The 17,412-nt window shown below is 61.1% G+C and carries 15 protein-coding genes; 11 read left to right on the top strand and 4 right to left on the bottom strand.

Annotated elements, in window-relative coordinates:
* Positions 1-709, top strand: a 709-nt coding sequence (locus tag AC1DON_RS11620) for a TonB-dependent receptor domain-containing protein (protein WP_476934964.1), incomplete at its 5' end; no start/stop codon positions are given.
* A gap of 135 nt (positions 710-844) precedes the next feature.
* Here AC1DON_RS11620 and AC1DON_RS11615 read toward each other — a convergent pair.
* Together AC1DON_RS11615 and AC1DON_RS11610 are read right to left on the bottom strand one after the other, a co-directional pair.
* Positions 845-2,062, bottom strand: coding sequence for a pentapeptide repeat-containing protein (locus AC1DON_RS11615; protein WP_476934963.1), 1,218 nt, complete (start codon positions 2,060-2,062; stop codon positions 845-847).
* A gap of 157 nt (positions 2,063-2,219) precedes the next feature.
* The gene (locus tag AC1DON_RS11610) at positions 2,220-2,696 is read right to left on the bottom strand and encodes a Fur family transcriptional regulator (protein ID WP_476934962.1); all 477 of its coding nucleotides are present in this window, start codon (positions 2,694-2,696) and stop codon (positions 2,220-2,222) included.
* 150 nt (positions 2,697-2,846) lie between these two features.
* Here AC1DON_RS11610 and AC1DON_RS11605 point away from each other — a divergent pair, with 150 nt between their 5' ends.
* From AC1DON_RS11605 to AC1DON_RS11595, 3 genes are all read left to right on the top strand, one after another.
* Positions 2,847-4,853 (top strand): TonB-dependent receptor domain-containing protein, encoded by a 2,007-nt coding sequence (locus AC1DON_RS11605; RefSeq protein WP_476934961.1) that lies wholly within the window; start codon positions 2,847-2,849, stop codon positions 4,851-4,853.
* A gap of 195 nt (positions 4,854-5,048) precedes the next feature.
* Entirely contained in the window at positions 5,049-5,837 is a 789-nt protein-coding gene (locus AC1DON_RS11600; protein ID WP_476934960.1) for a SapC family protein, read from the top strand.
* Positions 5,838-6,243: 406 nt separating this feature from the next.
* Positions 6,244-7,347, top strand: a complete 1,104-nt coding sequence (locus AC1DON_RS11595) for a hypothetical protein (protein WP_476934959.1) — start codon at positions 6,244-6,246, stop codon at positions 7,345-7,347.
* Between the two features lie 13 nt (positions 7,348-7,360).
* On the opposite strand, the gene AC1DON_RS11590 is transcribed toward AC1DON_RS11595, so the two are convergent.
* A complete protein-coding gene (locus AC1DON_RS11590; protein ID WP_476934958.1) occupies positions 7,361-7,774 on the bottom strand; it encodes an acyl dehydratase in 414 nt (137 codons plus the stop codon).
* A 247-nt stretch (positions 7,775-8,021) separates the two neighbouring features.
* Here AC1DON_RS11590 and AC1DON_RS11585 point away from each other — a divergent pair, with 247 nt between their 5' ends.
* Both AC1DON_RS11585 and ispG read left to right on the top strand, forming a co-directional pair.
* Entirely contained in the window at positions 8,022-9,239 is a 1,218-nt protein-coding gene (locus tag AC1DON_RS11585; protein WP_476934957.1) for a helix-turn-helix domain-containing protein, read from the top strand.
* 72 nt (positions 9,240-9,311) lie between these two features.
* A complete protein-coding gene (gene ispG, locus AC1DON_RS11580; RefSeq protein ID WP_476934956.1) occupies positions 9,312-10,418 on the top strand; it encodes a flavodoxin-dependent (E)-4-hydroxy-3-methylbut-2-enyl-diphosphate synthase in 1,107 nt (368 codons plus the stop codon).
* Positions 10,419-10,462: 44 nt separating this feature from the next.
* Here ispG and AC1DON_RS11575 read toward each other — a convergent pair whose 3' ends face one another.
* Complete coding sequence (locus tag AC1DON_RS11575) at positions 10,463-12,679, bottom strand: bifunctional diguanylate cyclase/phosphodiesterase (protein ID WP_476934955.1); 2,217 nt, start codon at positions 12,677-12,679, stop codon at positions 10,463-10,465.
* Positions 12,680-12,788: 109 nt separating this feature from the next.
* On the opposite strand from AC1DON_RS11575, the gene AC1DON_RS11570 reads away from it, so the two are divergent.
* The 5 genes from AC1DON_RS11570 to AC1DON_RS11550 all read left to right on the top strand — a co-directional run bounded on the left by AC1DON_RS11570 (position 12,789) and on the right by AC1DON_RS11550 (position 17,385).
* The gene (locus AC1DON_RS11570; protein WP_476934954.1) at positions 12,789-13,463 is read left to right on the top strand and encodes a glutathione S-transferase N-terminal domain-containing protein; all 675 of its coding nucleotides are present in this window, start codon (positions 12,789-12,791) and stop codon (positions 13,461-13,463) included.
* Between the two features lie 38 nt (positions 13,464-13,501).
* Positions 13,502-14,575, top strand: a complete 1,074-nt coding sequence (prfA, locus tag AC1DON_RS11565) for a peptide chain release factor 1 (protein ID WP_476934973.1) — start codon at positions 13,502-13,504, stop codon at positions 14,573-14,575.
* Complete coding sequence (locus tag AC1DON_RS11560) at positions 14,572-15,378, top strand: MOSC domain-containing protein (RefSeq protein ID WP_476934953.1); 807 nt, start codon at positions 14,572-14,574, stop codon at positions 15,376-15,378. The genes prfA and AC1DON_RS11560 overlap by 4 nt, the downstream gene beginning before the upstream one ends.
* 126 nt (positions 15,379-15,504) lie before the next feature.
* A complete protein-coding gene (gene gpmA, locus AC1DON_RS11555; protein WP_476934952.1) occupies positions 15,505-16,221 on the top strand; it encodes a 2,3-diphosphoglycerate-dependent phosphoglycerate mutase in 717 nt (238 codons plus the stop codon).
* A 120-nt stretch (positions 16,222-16,341) separates the two neighbouring features.
* Positions 16,342-17,385, top strand: a complete 1,044-nt coding sequence (locus AC1DON_RS11550) for a DUF559 domain-containing protein (RefSeq protein WP_476934951.1) — start codon at positions 16,342-16,344, stop codon at positions 17,383-17,385.
* The last annotated feature ends 27 nt before the right edge of the window (positions 17,386-17,412 follow it).

The raw sequence follows: 17,412 nt of genomic DNA, 5'->3' as shown, positions 1-17,412 counted from the left end.
CATCAACCAGTCGACGACCGACGTGAACCTGTTCACGATGACGGCGCTGTATGATCACTACCTCAAGACCGGCAGCAACTCGGCTACGGCTCAAAACCAGGCGCGTGCGGACTACCAGGCTAACCTGGACGGCAGCGGCAACCTGAACCAGACCTATGTCGATCAGGTGCTGAAGGCCTACGATCTGGTCGCTGACGCCAACGACCCGCTGTTCGTGTTCGAGACCAATATTCCGGTCAACAACAAGACTGCCAACCTGCACGGCTTCGAATTCGCCTTCCAGCACTTCTTCGCTGATACGGGCTTCGGTGTTTCGGGCAGCCTGACGACGGTCAATGGTGATATCGGCTTCGACAACTCGGCGCCTCCGGGGACGCTGCAATTCCCGCTGCTGGGCCTGTCGAACACCTACAACCTGACCGCCATCTACGATAAGGGCAACTGGTCGGGCCGCGTGTCATACAACTGGCGCGATGAATTCATCATCGCCAGCAATGGTGGCGCCCAGGCGGATCCGATGTACACCGAAGCGTTCGGCACCATCGACGCCTCGATCAACTATCAGATCACGGATAAGCTTCAGGCCACCTTCGAGGGCCTGAACCTCAACAAGGCGCACATCCGTAATTTTGGTCGCGACAAGACCAATATGTACTTCGCGCAGGAACTTGACTCGCGCTACCAGTTCGGCCTGCGCTACAAGTTCTAGAGCATTTCCCGGCGAAGTGGTCGCCGGTTCGCCGTTAGGAAATGCTATAAGACTAAGACTTGAAGACATGACCGGTCACGGGAAAGGCCGCGGTTCGCCGCGGCCTTTCTTGTTGCGCATGGCTTTGCGGACCCGTTATTCGCGTTCGGTCAGGGTGTAGTTGGTGCCCTTGTCGCGCATATAGTCGTTGATGACGGCGATTATGCGCGCGCGCGTCAGGTCCGCGTGGCTGATATCGGCATGGCAAAGGTTCGCACCCGTCAGGTCGCTACGGATCAGCCGTCCGCCGCCTAGGTCGAGCGGGCCGAGATTGGCGCCTTCGAGGCATGCATTGTTCAGCTTGGCGCCCTGCAGCCGCGCTCCGCGCAGGTCGGCCCCCTTGAGATTGCAGCGACGCAGGTCGGCATTGACGAGATTGGCGCCTTGAAGCTCGGCGCCGCTCAGGTCCATGCCGAAGAAGACGGCCTCGGATGCATCGAGCGTCGACAGGCCGCGTCCCTCCATTACCTTGACAAGGCGGAAATCGACGCCGGCAAAGCTGTGACGTGCGCCGGCGGTCCCGCCGGTCCTCACCCATTGCTCGTGCTCGGACAGGAGCAGATCAAGAGGCTGGTCGTCGATAAAGACGGCGACCGGCGCTTCCAGCATGTCGGCGGTATCGGCTTCCTTGAGGTTGCAGCCGCCGGTCATCGTATCGACCATGATGGCGCCGCGCATGGTGGCGCCCGTCACGTCTGCACCCGACAGGTCTGCGCCATTGATCATGGCGCCGTTGAGATTGGCCTTGCGCAGCTTGGCCTGGCTCATGACCGCACCGGACAGGTTGGCGTCGCTGAAGTCGGTTGATACGGCCATGGCGCCGTTCAGACGCGCGCCGGACAGATCCGCGCCGCTGAGGATGGCGTAGTCGAGCTCGCCGGGGCGCTTTTCATGCTTCATCAGGCGCAGACCCTGCTTGTCGTCCTTGAAGGCGATCTGGCCTTCGCGGAGGTCCGCGCCGATGAGTGAGGCGGCCGACAGGTTGGCGCCGCGCAGGCACGCCCCGCGCAGGTCGGCGCGGTCGAGGCGGGCAAAGCGCAGGTCGGCATTGCGCAGATCACACCCGAACATGTTGGCGCGCAGGAAGATCGAGTCGCGCAAGGAAGCACCATAGAGACGCGCGCCGGTCAGGTTGGCGTCGCTAAGATCGACGCCTTCCAGCTTCATTTCCGTCAGGTCGATATAGGACAGGTTGGCGATGCGGCCGCCGGGACGATTGGCCTTGAACAGGGCGTGCTGCTCCAGGATATGGCGCAGCGACGCCGGGTCGATCATCTGGAGTGTGGCTGCGGTCGTCGAGTTTGGAGCAGGCATTCGTGGGCAGATCGCGCGCTGGGGCAGATGCGTTCAGACATCCGCGAGTCGGTTACAAACGCAATAACTCAGTGGCAACGATGTCTAAATCAACCGTGATCACATGCAAGCGATTTCCGCAGGTGCGAAGGGCGTGCGGCTAATCGCCGCTGCACGCCTATTCCTGACTGCAGGCCTGGCAGAGGCCGCGCGCTTCCATGGTGATGTGTGAAACCTTGAAACCGGCCGTCTGCGCACTGGCTTCGATATCGGCCACGTTCGGTATAGCGATTTCGACACTGCGTCCGCAACAGTCGCATAGCAGGAAGCCGGCTGTATGTTTGTGATCGTGTGCGCCGCAGGCAACGAAGGCGTTCAGGCTTTCGATGCGGTGGATCAGTCCCATCTGCTCGAGGAAGCCAAGGGCGCGATAGACGGTTGGCGGCTTGGCTGCGCCGTCGGGATGGAAGCGATCGATGACGTCATAGGCCTTGATCGGCCCGCCCGCGGCAAGCACCAGCTCATAGGTCCGCAGGCGCGCCGAGGTCATGCGCTCACCGGCCTCTGTGCACAGGGCCTCCGCTTCCGCCAGCCGCGCGGGAGTATCGGCGGGGCGATGATGATCGTGGTCGTGGTGGGCGCAGGCGTGACTCATGACTCCAAGGTAAGGCGCGTTACGGCTTTTCGCAACAGGAGGTTCTGAAATGCACCAAGACTTCACAGTGTAATAATATATCAGAAGGGCTTGACTGGCGTTATATTATTACATAACAAATCGCCATCGCTTATCACCAAAGGTTTTGTCATGTCGCGACTATCCGCTTCCGCCTCTCTCTTCGCGCTGTCCACCGTGTTTGCCTTCTGTCCGGCCATTGCCGCTGTTCAGCCTGCAGGCGGCGGGGAGGTCGTGATTACCGGGCGCGGCTATGCGGTGAAAAAGGATGCGGTCATGTCCAGCGTCGACGTCCTCAACCGCGCCGAAATCGCCGAAAAGCCGGCGCAGGGGCTGGGCGATATGCTGGCCTACCTGCCGGGCATCCGCTCGACCAGCTTCGCGCCGGGCGCCAGCCGTCCGGTTATTCGTGGTCTGGAGGGCTTTCGCGTCCTGGTGCTGAACAACGGCATGGGTGCGGTCGATGCATCGGCCCTGTCGCCCGACCACGCGGTCGCGACTGAGCCTCTCGAGGCGCGCCGCATCGAGGTCCTGCGCGGTCCTTCGGCCCTGATCTATGGTGGCAACGCTATCGGCGGCATCGTCAACATCATTGACGACCGTATCCCTTCCACGCCGGCGGCCAATGGTTTCGAAGGCCGGATAACGGCGCAGGCGTCTTCCGTCGATGACGGCAGGCAACTGGGCGTGGGTGGCAAGGCGGGCAAGGGGGCGCTCGTCTTCGCGTTCGACTACGCGAAGCGCCAGAGCGAGGATTACGATACGCCGGTGGGACCGGAATCGCGTTTCCTGACCGAGCAGGAAGGCGAGGCGCCGGACACGCGGAAGGTCCAGGACAATTCCGCGACCGATCTGGAAAGCTATGGCGCGGGCGTGTCGTGGATTGGCGATTTCGGCTTCGCGGGTTTAAGCGTCAAGCAGACCGATACGCGCTATGGCGTGCCGGGGCATTCTCATGAAGGGGCCGGAGAGGAGGGGCCCGTATCGATCGGCCTCGAGCAGACGCGCTACGACTTCCGCTCGGACATCAAGCTGGCCTTCGCCGGGTTTAACCGCCTGACGGCCGACGCCGGCTACAGCAACTATGAGCATACCGAGTTCGAAGGCGAGGAGACCGGCACGCGCTTCCTGTCGGACGGCAGCGAGTATCGCCTGACCCTGGTACGCGATGGCGCAGGCCCGATCAGCGGTACGGTTGGCATCACCGGCCTTAACCGCAATTTCGAAGCCATCGGCGACGAAGCCTTCGTCCCGTCGACTGAAACCCGCCAGACCGGGGTTTTCGCGCAGTATCGCTACGACAGCGGCAACTGGGGTGTCGAGGGTGGCGCGCGTGTCGACCGCACTGAACTGACTTCGGCGGGTTTCGCGCGTGACTTCGACGCGCTGTCGGCGTCGTTGGGCGCTTTCTACCGGCCATCGCACCATGCCTTTGCCGGGGTCAGCCTGACGCGGTCGGAGCGCGCACCGTCGGATGCCGAACTGCTGGCCAATGGGCCGCATATGGCGACGGTGCAGTTTGTCGTCGGTAATCCGAACTTCGATACCGAGGTGGGACAGTCGCTTGAGTTTACCGGGCATCTGATGGTCGACGAACATAACCGCTTCCAGATTGACGCCCATCTCTATGCCAGCCGTTTCGACAACTTCATCGACCTCAAGCCCACGAGGGCGGAAGAGGACGGCATGCCTGTCTTCCAGTATGTCCAGACCGATGCCGATATCTGGGGCGTCGAACTGGAAGCCGATACGCGCCTGTTCGACTGGCGCAAGCAGACGATCAGCCTGAACCTGGCTTACGATTACGTGCGCGGGTCTTCGGACCTGGGGCCGATCGCCCGCATCCCGCCGCAGTCGCTGACCGCACGGCTGGAGAGCGATGGCGAGGCGTGGCGCAGTCACATCGAGGTCCGCGCGGTGGCCGCGCGCGACGACCGGCTGGCGGAAATGGAAACACCGACCGAGGGATATACCATGGTCAATCTGTTTACCTCCTACCGGATCAAGCCCGGCCTGAGCCTGTTCGCGGAGGTGCGTAATGCCGGCGATGCCGAAATCCGCGAGGCGACCTCGGCGACCAAGGATTTCGTGGTTGGGGCCGGCCGGTCCTTGCGTGCAGGGGTGAACTACAGCTTCTAGGGGCAGTCCCTCCGAAGCCTTGCTTCGGCAAGTGCGACCGCACGTCGCGCACGTTTGCGCGAGGCCGCGCGCCATTTGAGCGCAAAAAACAGCGAGCTTTGCTCGCGTCCTCGCTAATTCCGTTACGTGACTTGCCCGCGCCTATGGCTTGCGGTAGAAGCGAGGCTCGTTTTTTCTAACTCCTCTCGAAGTACCATGGCACAAGAACAGAACAACGACGCAACGCTGACAGGAAACGTCCTCTTCTACCAGAACCCGGAGCCGCTGAGCCCGGACACGCACGGCACCATGGGCATCAGTGCGACGGCCACGCCGCACGCCTTCGTCGCCGAAACCAATGTCGTTCCGCTGACCGTCGCCGAATTCCCGGCCGCGTCGCTGAGCTACCCGATCGTCTTCATCGGCGAAAACTACATGCCCGTCGCGGCCATGGGCCTGTCGGCCGGCCAGAACGTATTTGTCTCGGGCGAAGGCGTCTTCAAGCCGGACGCCTACCTGCCGGCCTTTGCCCGCCGCTATCCGTTCGTCTTTGCGAACGATGAGCGTGAAGAGCGCATGATTCTCTGCGTCGATACCAATGCATCGATGGTTGCCCGTTCGAACCCGGACGTGCCCTTCTTTGAAAACGGCAAGGCCACGCCGTTCGTCGAAAATGCCATGCAGTTCTGCACGGACTTCGAAACCGAGCGCCGCCGCACCGAAAGCTTTGTCGGCTTGCTGCGTGAGCTGAACCTGCTGTCGCCGCGCGAAACCCTGTACCGCCCGCAAAATCCGGACGGTACGCCGGGCGAGCCGCAAAAGATCGCCGAATACTTCGCTGTCGACGAAAAGGTCCTCAACGAACTGTCGGGCGAAAAGCTGGTTGAGCTGCGCGACAACGGCGCCCTGACCCACATCTACGCCCACCTGAACTCGCTGCTGGCCTGGGACAAGCTGATCGCCATGACGATCGAGCGCAATGCCACCGCTCAGCCGGTCCAGTAATAACTGCTGATAAGAGCGAGCGCTTTTCGAAAAGTGCGAGCAATAGTGATAAAGGCTCTGGCGGCGCCAGGGCCTTTTTCGTTGGGTGATTATGGTCAAATTGCGGCGGCGGCTGAGCGATCATCTGCGCATCGCCTGTCTGGTCCGACTCAAATGGTTGAATAACAACAGGATTTTTCGCGTGCGAGGCGTATGATTGCGATGGGCCGTATTTGTAAAATACGCCTTTTTTTCAACATATATATTATTAAAATTACATAAAATTCCTGTAACGATGCAAGATCGCGAAGCGACGCATTGTCGAGTGGGCCTCAGGAAAATGATTGGATTGAAAAACGTTGCGCATGGCCGTCGGCTGTACGCATTTTTTATTGTGCGCCTCACTCATTGGAACAAAGTAACCTGTATGCGTAAATCTGTACTGTCGTCTCTTTTGGCGTGTCTTTTTTTTGTGCTTGGTTTTACAGGGGCGGCAAATATCGCTAAGGCCGGCCCGGCCATCGGGACGGTCGGCCCCGCCAGCCGCGATGAAGCGGTCATCAAATCCTATTTCGACCTGATGCAGTACCGCGGTCTGAAGCGCTATCGCTTCAACGCCAACCTGACAGCCGACACGGATCCATACCGCGTAGGCATGGTCCAGATGATGCAGCGGCAGGCCAGGTCGCACGGCATCGTCCTGCGGCCTCTGCTGATCTTCCCTTTTGCCTTTGGCGACCGCACGGATTACGGCAGGTACCCCAAGGGTGACTCTGCGGCGCTGTACCGACAGGGCTATGATCGCACCTACGCCTTCGTCAATGCGTTCAGGTACGACATCACCGACTACGAGCTCGGCAATGAGCTGAATGTCCTGGTCAAGAATTCCAGCGGCCAGTCGCTGTGGGGCAAGGGCACGACCGCGGCAGAATTCAATACGCCGCTGATGAACGACTGGGCGATGGTGCTCAAGGGGGCTTCGGACGCCATCGACAAGATCAATGCCGACAATGGCCTGAAGCTGCGCCGGACGCTGAACACGACCTCGACCCATTTTGGCTTTCTTGACTTCATGGCGTCGAAAGGCGTGAAGTACGAGGTCATCTCGTATCACTATTACGAGCGCCTCGGCACCAATCCCCATAACTACTGGGGAACTTTCAACCTGTTCCAGAAGCTGGCCACGTACAAGCGCCCGGTCCAGTTCAATGAGGTCAACTGTGGCGAGATCTACGATCCGCTGTACCAGAACATCTGGGCAGGAACCCTGGTTGAAACCTGCAACAAGAGTCTGAACAACACCCTGACCTACCTGACGACCCAGACCTATGTGACGATCGAGGACATCGACATCTACGAATTGATGGACCGTCCGGAGAAGGGGGGCTTCGAGGCGAAGTTCGGCATGCATTACGACATGCGCGGCTGGAAGATGGCCATGCTGACGGCGGCCTGGTATGCTGGCGGTACCCTGTCGGAAACGGAACGCGGCTACGTCACGCGTCGCGGGTTTCCGGCAATCCAGAAATAGGTTTTGAGGTTGATTACTCGGTCGGTGCCATCGGATTGCGCTGGAACACCGAGCGCGTCAGGCACGAGAAGACCAGTCGTCCGGCTTCGTCGAGAACGTCATGCTGGGCGATGACGACGCCCTTGGCATCGCCGACCGCGTCCTTGCCCATGATGGTCAGGCGGCACTTCAGCAGCTCGCCAGCGGGCGGGTTGCGCATCCAGCGCAGGGCGTCGACCGCCAGGCGCTTGGTTTGCGGCCAGTTCGCCGCCGCTTCAGTTTCCAGCTTCGACCAGAAGGCGAAGATGAGCGAGTCGGGCAGGCCGTCGTCCGGGTTCCAGCTTGGGGCATAGGTCTTGCAGAAGTTCTTGAGATCTTCTTCGGAAACCACGCCGGCGCCGATCGAGGCAACCTGGCCAATCCACAAATCGTCAAAGGCGGCGGGCATGCGCGAAGTCCAATCCGAAAGCCACGAAGGGGCGGTGGGGCAACAGGCTCTCTTAGCCCGAGTTGACCTGAAGAGCAACCTTCGCGGGCATGCCGTCCCGCGTGCCCCGAAACGGAACGCAAGGCGGGAGCGCGAGCTTCACCTGGCCCTGGAAAAAATAGCGTCCGGAGCGCCGCGCGGGGACGTGCGGCGGTTGCTTCTTGGCCTGCCTTATGGTTCTGTCGAACGGGGCGATTGCGGAACGGCTATGACCAACGATACCATCAACGTAATCGAGGACGAGCCTTACGAGGGCATCTATCGTGGCGCCGTATCGACCTATTCGCACGCGCGCGACCACCTTCCTGACCGTTTCGATCTGGCCGATATCCTGCGTTCGACCCGGGAAGCCCGGGGCTGGTCGCTGGAGATGGTGGCTGAAATGACCCGCGTGCGCCAAAGCTATCTCGAAGCGCTGGAACAGGCGGCCTATGATGTCCTGCCGCCGCGCGCCTTCGCCATCGGCTACGTCAAGGCCTACGCCAAGGCGCTGGGCCTTGACGAAGAAACCCTGGCCGACATGTTCAAGCGCGACGTGACGGACGCCAATACGCGCCTGCAGGCGCCGTCAGGCGCGTCGCTCGAAGACGTCAAGCCGAACTACCGCCTGTATCTGACGGCGGCTGTCTGCCTGGTTGCCGCCGTCGTGGTCTGGAACATCTTCCAGCGCAAACCGATCGATTTCAGCAAGCACAACGAAACGGTCTTCGCCAACCAGGCCTGGTCCATGGGCGTGCCGATGATCCGGGATGGCGTCGTCTACGTCACCAAGTCCCAGCCCGCTCCGCAGGACCAGGACGTGCCGCCGCCCTATGCAACGCCGGGGCTGGAAGAGGGATTCGCCTCTATGATGGCCGCGCGCAACCAGGCCAGCGCCGCGCCGGTTCCCGTTACCGATGTTCTGCAGGCGCGCAAGGCATTCAATCCGCGGGGCGCCATCTACGGCGCCGAGCCCGACAATTCGGCCGTCACCATCCAGGCCAAGAAGAGCGTGCTGCTGGTCGTCCACGACGGCAAGAACGGCGTGGTCCATTTCGTCCAGCAACTCGGCGCGGGCGAATCCTACCGCCTGCCGCTCAATGACCTGCAAAATGCCCTGGTCGATGTTACCGACGTCTCGGCCATCGAAGTCTTCCATAACGGCGAATATGCCGGAATGATGGACGCCAATGTGATGCCCGTCGCCAAGCTGAACGCGCGCGCGGCCCAGATGGCGGCGCAGCTCGATGCCCAGTCGGTGGCGCAAGGCGCCGTCAGCACCGTCTATCGCACCGCGGCGCCTGCGCCGCAAAAGCCGGTCGCCGCGCCGCGCAATACCGCACCCATTCCCTATGCGCCGTCGCGGCCGGTTTCTGCCGCCGCGCCGGCCCCGGCATCTGCCTCGGCACAGGAAGTGCCGCCGTCGACCGCAGAAGGCGCGCAATAAGGCTTGCGATGGCCGCGACGAGCGCCGATATAGGCCTCAACCTCCACAGCCAGACTCGTAAAGAATAGCGATATGAGTGTTACCGATCATACCCACGTCAGGCCCTGGCGCACCATTGAGCGGCGCAAGAGCCGTCAGATCCGCGTGGGCAATGTGCTGGTGGGCGGCGACGCGCCGATCTCGGTGCAGTCGATGACCAATACCCTGACCTCGGATGCCGATGCGACTTTGGCCCAGATCCGCGCGCTTGAAGAGGCGGGGGCGGACATCGTCCGCGTCTCGTGCCCTGACGTTGATTCAACGCGGGCGCTGAAGACCGTCGTCCAGCATGCGCAAGTGCCGATCGTCGCCGACATCCACTTCCACTACAAACGCGCCATCGAAGCCGCCGAGGCCGGCGCCGCCTGCCTGCGCATCAATCCGGGCAATATCGGCTCGCCCGACCGGGTGCGCGAAGTCGTCCAGGCGGCCAAGGACCACGGCTGTTCCATGCGCATAGGCGTCAATGCCGGCTCGCTGGAAAAAGACCTGATGGAAAAGTACGGCGAGCCGTGCCCTGAGGCCATGGTTGAAAGCGCCCTGTTCCACGCCAATATCCTGCGCGACCACGACTTTCATGAATTCAAGATTTCGGTGAAGGCATCGGACGTCTTTTTGACCGTCGCCGCCTATACGGCGCTTGCCGATGCGATCGACTGCCCGCTCCATATTGGCGTGACCGAAGCGGGGCCTTTGCGCAACGGCACGATCAAGTCGGCCATCGGTTTGGGCAATCTTTTGTGGGCCGGGATCGGTGATACCGTGCGCGTGTCGCTGGCTGCCGATCCGGTCGAAGAGATCAAGGTCGGCTTCGACCTTCTGAAGTCGTTGGGCCTGCGTCACCGCGGCGTCAACATCATCGCCTGCCCGTCATGCGCCCGTCAGGGTTTCAACGTCATCGAGACGGTGGCGACTTTGGAAGAGCGGCTGGCGCACATCACCAAGCCAATGTCGCTGTCGATCATCGGCTGTGTCGTCAACGGCCCGGGCGAAGCGCTCTATACCGACGTTGGCTTTACCGGCGGCGGGGCAGGGGCGGGCATGATCTATATGGGCGGCAAGCCGCACCACAAGCAGGACAATGCCGGCATGATCGACCACATCGTCGAGCTGGTCGAGGCCCACGCCGAGAAGCTGTAATATCCTGAGGGGTTGCGGTAGAGGCAATACACGCTGCTGTCTGTTTACCCCGCCTTGCGCAGGGCTTCCGGTTCTTCGGTCAGCACGATCTTGCCGCCGCCGTCGCGCATGAACGCGTCGATATCGGACACCGGCACAGGGCGTGAATAGAGGAAGCCCTGGATGATCTGGCAGCCGGCCTGGCGCAGCAGGTTCTTCTGCGCGCGCGTCTCGACGCCCTCGGCAATGATATTGAGGTTCAGGGCCTTGGACAGTTTCACGATGGCGCGGATGACCGCTTCGGCTTCCGGATCGTTGCCCAGGTTCGACACGAAAGACCGGTCGATCTTGATCTTGTCGACCGGATAGCGGCTGAGATAGCCCAGCGACGAATAACCGGTGCCGAAGTCGTCAAGCGCGATCGAGAAGCCCATATGGCGCAGGTCGCGCAGGACCAGTTGCGATGCGTGGTCGTCGGCCAGCAGGACGCCTTCGGTGATTTCGATCTCGATCTGCGATGCCTGGGTACGCGTTTCGGTCAGCAGATCGCTCAGGGTCTGGACAAAGTCGGGCTGGCGCATCTGGGTCGCCGAGACATTGACGGCGACTTTCAGGCCGGGCCAGCGATGCGAATCCTGCATGGCGCGGCGCATGACGAAGGTCCCGAGATCGTTCATCAGGCCGCACTCTTCGGCCAGCGGAATGAAATAGCCGGGCGAGACGGGCCCGCGCGACGGATGCGTCCAGCGGCACAAGGCCTCGACACCGACGATCTTGCCGAAATGGTCGACCTGGGGTTGGTAGACGACGTCGAGCGCTTCGACGTGGATGGCTTCGCGCAGGCCGGTCTCAAGCGTCTTGCGCAGCTTGATCGTGGCGTCCATCTCGACTTCGAAGAAGGCATATTGGCCGCGGCCGGCATCCTTGGCGCGGTACAGGGCCAGGTCGGCCTGGCGCAGCGCCTCGGCGGGTTCGATATCGCCATCGGTCAGCAGGGTGACGCCGATCGAGCACGACGAAAACACCTGGCCGCTGTCGAGCGTAACGCTGCCAGTCAGAGTTTCGAGGACGCGCTTGGCCAGGGTCGCGGCGCTGTGGCCGTCCGTGTCGGTCTGGATAATGACGAATTCGTCGCCGCTCAGCCGGGCCAGGGTGTCGCAGGCGCGGATGATGCCGTTGATCTTTGAGGCATTGTGGCGGATCAGCTCGTCGCCAGCCAGGTGACCCAGCGTGTCGTTGACGTCCTTGAAGCGGTCCAGCCCAATACACATGACGGCGACCTGGCCGCCCTGGCGCTTCATGCGCTCACACGCCTGGCCAAGACGGTCGGCGAAAAGGGTGCGGTTGGGCAGGCCAGTCAGGCTGTCGTGCAGAGCCATGTGCTTGGCCTTAGCTTCGGACGCGGTCAGGCTTTGCGCTGTCTTCTGGCTGGTGTGCAGCAGGACCAGGGCCACCACGCCGAGGCCGAGCGAGATCATCAGGACGGGACCGATAGTGCGCAGGAACAGGGTCTTGCCGGGCGTGTCCGGCTGCCAGCTCAGTTGGGCAATGACCGCCCCATTCGTGTCGGTAAACGCGACCGAAGCGTTACCGGTGTGCGGTGTCTGGCCGCGCGCCAGCAGCGAGATGGGCGACACCATGTATCGGTCGGACAGAGCGGCCAGTTCCGGCGCCTTGATTTCGTGCATGCCGACGACGATGAATGGCGGATGCTTGAGGAGCGGTGAGCCGGCAGTGTCGGGCAGAATCAGGCTGGCGCCCGTGATATAGAGGTGGCCGTCGGCGGCGATTACCTTGCCAGCGTGGTTGCTGTCGGCGCTGTAACCGCGCCCGGCAGCCATATCCGCTGTGTAGCGGTTGCGCAGGTTGCGCGTCACCGATTGCGTTTGAGCCAGGGTGGCCGTGAACACGCCGGGATTGACTTCCTGGCTGTCGTGATAGGCAAAGCGCACCTTGCCGTCGGCATCGAGCAGGACGTTCGATTCGAACTTGAGGTATTTCTGGAAATACTCGCCGACATTGCCGCGGACCCATTTCGGGTCGTAGTTGACGGCAGTGCTGAGTGTCGCCTGGTCCCAGATGGTGATCGGTGTCATCAGCATCGATTGATCGGCGGCGATCTGGTCCAATCCCTTGCGGACAAGGCTTTCTTCACGTGTGCGCGCCAGGCTGTCGGCCTGTTCAGCCCAGACCCAGAGACTCCCGACAAGCGCCATGACCGCGACAAGCACGATCACGGCCATGGGGACCATCAATTTCGCTTCGGTTGTACCGTTTTTCACCCGGGCCTCGTTCTGAGGGGACGCTTAATGTTACGAGTTTTACACAGGAAGTCTTAAATTAAGGCAAACCGCTGAAAAGGCTTGATTTAACGCGATTTGGCGTGCTGCGTTGGCCACCCTGAAGGCCTTGACGGGCAAGGTTTTGCACGGCATTCACCTGCCGGTATCGCCATCTTCCGACCACGAGGTTTTCATGAAGCTGTTCTTCAACACCGCATCTCCGTATGCCCGCAAGGCACGCATCGTGGTTCGCGAGACCGGGTTTCTGCCCAGGGTCGATGAAGTCATGGCCATTCCGGTCGAGAACCTGCCGGAACTGGTCGATGCCAACCCGCTGGCGCAAATTCCGGCATGGATCGACGATGATGGCGTGCGCTGGACGGACAGCAGTCTGATCGCCGCGCGCCTGGATGCGTTGACTGGCGGCAAGCTGTCCCCGCAGGGAGAGGCGCTGTGGGTCATGCGCCGGACCGAGGTTGCAGCTTCGGGCCTGATCGAAATGCTGGTCAAGATGGTGCTGGAGTTCCGCCGGCCGGAGCAATATCAGTCGCCCTTCTGGCTGAAGCGCTGGGAAGACAACCTTATGCGCGGCTTTGCGGCGATCGAGAAGGACTGCCCGGCGGCGGATGTTTTCGATCTGGCGGCGATCACGCTGGCAATCGCCGGGACCTATACGACCTTCCGCTATCCGCATCTCGACTGGCAGGCCGCCGCGCCAAAGGTGGCAGCGCTGACCGCCGAACTTGAAAAGCGGCAGTCGTTCATTGATACCTATCCTAAATAAGAGTAGGCAATCGCTGAATTGCCGAGAGTATAGCCTTGATACACCTTCCCCAAGCCAAGCTCGAACAGGTCATGGACCGCTTCCGCATGATCGAGGCGCGCATGGAATCCGCGACCGAAGGCGCCGAGATCGTGCGCCTGTCGAAGGAGCACGCCGAAATCAAGCCTGTGTGCGACGCGGTCGAGCGCCTGATCAAGGCGCGCCAGCAGGTGCCGGAGCTTGAGGAAATGGCGGCTTTGGGCGATCCCGACCTGTCGCCGCTCGCCGAAGAAGAGCTGACGGAGCTTAAGGCATCGCTGCCGGATCTCGAACGCGGCGTGGCGCTGTTGCTGGCGCCGCAGGACAAGGACGTCAACGCCTCGGCCATCCTGGAAGTCCGCGCCGGTACCGGTGGTGACGAAGCCGCCATCTTCGCCGGCGACCTGTTCCGTATGTACAGCCGTTATGCGTCGGCGCAGGGCTGGCGGGTCGAAGTCGATTCGGTCAGCGAAGGCGAAATGGGCGGCTACAAGGAAATCATCGCCTCGGTGACGGGCGAGGGTGTCTTTGGCAAGATGAAGTTCGAATCCGGCGTGCATCGCGTCCAACGCGTACCGGCAACCGAAACGCAAGGCCGCATCCATACCTCGGCGGCGACAGTGGCAGTGCTGCCGGAAGCCGAGGACGTCGAGATCGAAATCCGCGACCAGGACCTGCGCATCGACACCTATCGTTCATCCGGCGCCGGCGGCCAGCACGTCAACAAGACCGACTCGGCGGTACGCATTACCCACCTGCCGTCGGGCGTCGTTGTGACCTCGTCGGAAAAGTCGCAGCACCAGAACCGCGCCATCGCCATGCGCAACCTGAAGGCCCGGTTGTACGACATGCAGCGCCAGGCGCTCGATACGGCGCGCTCTGATGCCCGCAAGTCGCAGGTCGGCTCGGGCGACCGCTCGGAACGCATCCGCACTTACAATTATCCGCAAGGTCGCGTGACCGATCACCGCATCAACCTAACCATCTATAACCTGCCGCAGTTCGTCGAAGGCGATATGGACCAGATGATCAACGCTTTGATCGCCGAGGACCAGGCCGAGCGCCTGGCCATGCTTGAGGAAGAAATGGGATGACACTGGCGACCGCGACCGTTGAGGCATTGTGGCGGCACCCGATCAAGGGATTCACGCCGGAGCCTGTCGCGGAAGCCGTGTTGTCGGAGGGCGATTTCTTCCCGTACGACCGCCTCTATGCCATGGAGGTCGGACCGTCAGGGTTTGATGCCGAAAATCCGAAGACCATCTCAAAGATGAAGTTCGCTGTCCTGGCCCGCTTTCCGGCCGTGGCGCGGCTGCGGACGCGTTACGATGAGATCGCGGGAAGCCTCCACATTTCGGATGCATCGGGGACGTGGGATTTCGACCTCACCTCCGTAGCCGGGCGCAACAGCCTGGCGCGTCATGTCGAGACCCGGCTGGCCGCGCATGAGGACTACGACCCGGTTTTACAACCGTTAAACGTGCTGGAATCGCCGTCCTTTGAGCACACCCAGACCCATTTTCGCTTTACCGATTCCGGCAAGGGCTTTGTTTCGTTTTTGAATCTGAACTCGTTGCATGACTTAGGAACGCGGCTTAACTGCGATCTTGATCCGTTGCGTCTGCGCGCCAATATCTGGCTGAAGGGACTGGCTGCTTTCGGGGATCACGAATGGGTCGGCTGCCATATTCGCGTTGGAGACGATGGGCCAGAGTTCGAGGTCCTGAAGCCGATTGTGCGTTGCGTGGCGACCCACGTGAACCCGGATACAGCCGAGCGTGATGTCGATGTCTGCACGGCATTGTGGGAAAACTACGGGCATCGTGACTGCGGCATCTATGCACGGATTATCAAAGGCGGATCGATCCGCCCGGGTGATACGATCCGAATCTTCTGAGCGATATGCCAAAAAGTGTGAGCGGTTTTTGACTTAATATCGCGACCAAGCAAAAATCTAAAGCTTGTGCGTGAAGGCCTCCGCTTCTAAAACGCGCGCAGGAATTCATATATCGAGGTTGCCTTCATGCCCACGCTCGTCCTGCTCCGCCACGGCCAAAGCCAATGGAATCTGGAAAACCGCTTTACCGGCTGGGTCGATGTCAATCTGACAGCCGAAGGTGAGGCCCAGGCCCGCCGCGGCGGTGAACTGATCAAGGCCGAAGGCATTCATATCGACCAGGCCTTCACCTCGGTCTTGACCCGCGCCATCCGCACCTGCAATCTGGCTTTGGAATCTGCCGATCAGATTTACGTTCCGGTCATTAAGGATTGGCGTTTGAACGAACGTCATTACGGTGGTCTCACCGGCTTGGATAAGGCCGAAACGGCTGCCAAGCACGGCGAGGATCAGGTCAAGATCTGGCGCCGCTCTTACGACGTGCCGCCGCCGCCGCTGGAAGCCGGCAGCGAATATGACTTCAAGGGCGATCGCCGCTACGCCGGTGCTGAACTGCCGGACACTGAAAGCCTGAAGACGACGCTCGACCGCGTCATGCCGTTCTGGGACGGCGCCATCGCGCCGGCGCTGAAGTCGGGCAAGACGGTGCTGGTCGCAGCGCACGGCAACTCGATCCGGGCGATTATCAAGTCGCTCTTCGACCTTGATGAAAAGACGATCCTGGAACTGGAAGTCCCGACAGGTAACCCGCTGGTCGTGAATCTCGATCCGGCGCTGAAGCCGCAATGGGCGAAATATCTGGACGAGTCGCGCGCCAATCCGCTGCCGGTTATCGGGGAGTAGGGCGATAATAGGCGCCTCTCCCCGCCTGCGCCTCTCTTCTCCCCACCTGAGGGGAGAAGGTGGCCTGCTCGCAGGCCGGATGAGGGGTTACTGTGGTTTCAGCACACGCGGCTCGAAGCTATGAGTCGCCGTCGTTCCAGATTGACTCCGTTAGCTCGGGTGTTCCGCACGCCCGAGAATGTTGCTGAATCCAGGCTCTGGCTGGCCTTGAGGAACCGGCAGCTTAATGGCCGCAAGTTCCGCCGGCAGTTTCCTATCGGCAGATATATCGCTGACTTTGTTTGTCTGGATAGCCGGTTGGTCGTGGAACTCGACGGTAGCCAGCATATCGATAACCCCGCCGACGCTGTTCGTAATCAGTACATGAATGAACACGGATGGGCTGTTGCGCGTTTCTCAAGTAACAGTGCGATGGCAGGTGTATTGGAAACAATAGCTGCCATATGTGATGGTGAGATTACTGAGCTTGAAACGGCGCCAGACTTTCAGTTTCATCCTGCGAAGACCCCTCACCCTAACCCTCTCCCCTTGAAAGGGGAGAGGGGACCAAAGAAAGAGGAGATGGGACTTATGCGTCAAGCCATTGCCCTGGCACGACCGGGGAAGACTTGGCCTAACCCTGCCGTTGGCTGCGTCATCGTTAAGGATGGCAAGGTCATCGCCGAAGGCGCGACAGGTGACGGTGGACGGCCGCATGCGGAAGAGGCTGCATTGGAGATGGCGGGCGAGGCGGCCGAAGGCGCCATTGCCTATGTCACGCTGGAACCGTGCGGCGAACGTTCCACCGGCGCCTGTTCCTGTTCGCAGCGACTGGTGGACGCAAAGGTCGCGCGTGTCGTCTACGCCTGCGAAGACCCATCGCCTTACGCTTCCCATAAAGGCCCCCAGCGACTGAAAGATGCCGGGATCACGGTTGAGCAGGGTTTGCTGGAAGATGAGGCCGCGCACTTGATTGCGCCATTTGCCCACTGGCTCAAGACCGGACTTCCCCTCGTCAAAATCGCCGAAGCCCCCGAAGGTTTCGATGCCGAGTTCACCGGAACACCGGCCGATCTCAAGGACTGGGCCGACAAGGGCTATCGCCATCTCTTCGTCCGGCCAGACTCAACAGAAGCACAACTCATTGTAGATTCAGGATTAATAGACTCCACAGCCAAATATTAATCATTCCGTGTAATCCTGAACGTTCGT

The sequence above is a fragment of the Asticcacaulis sp. P4_H10 genome, from assembly GCF_056400965.1.
The sequence above is the reverse complement of the archived record's forward strand: the minus strand, read 5'-3'. Positions and strand labels throughout refer to the sequence as shown.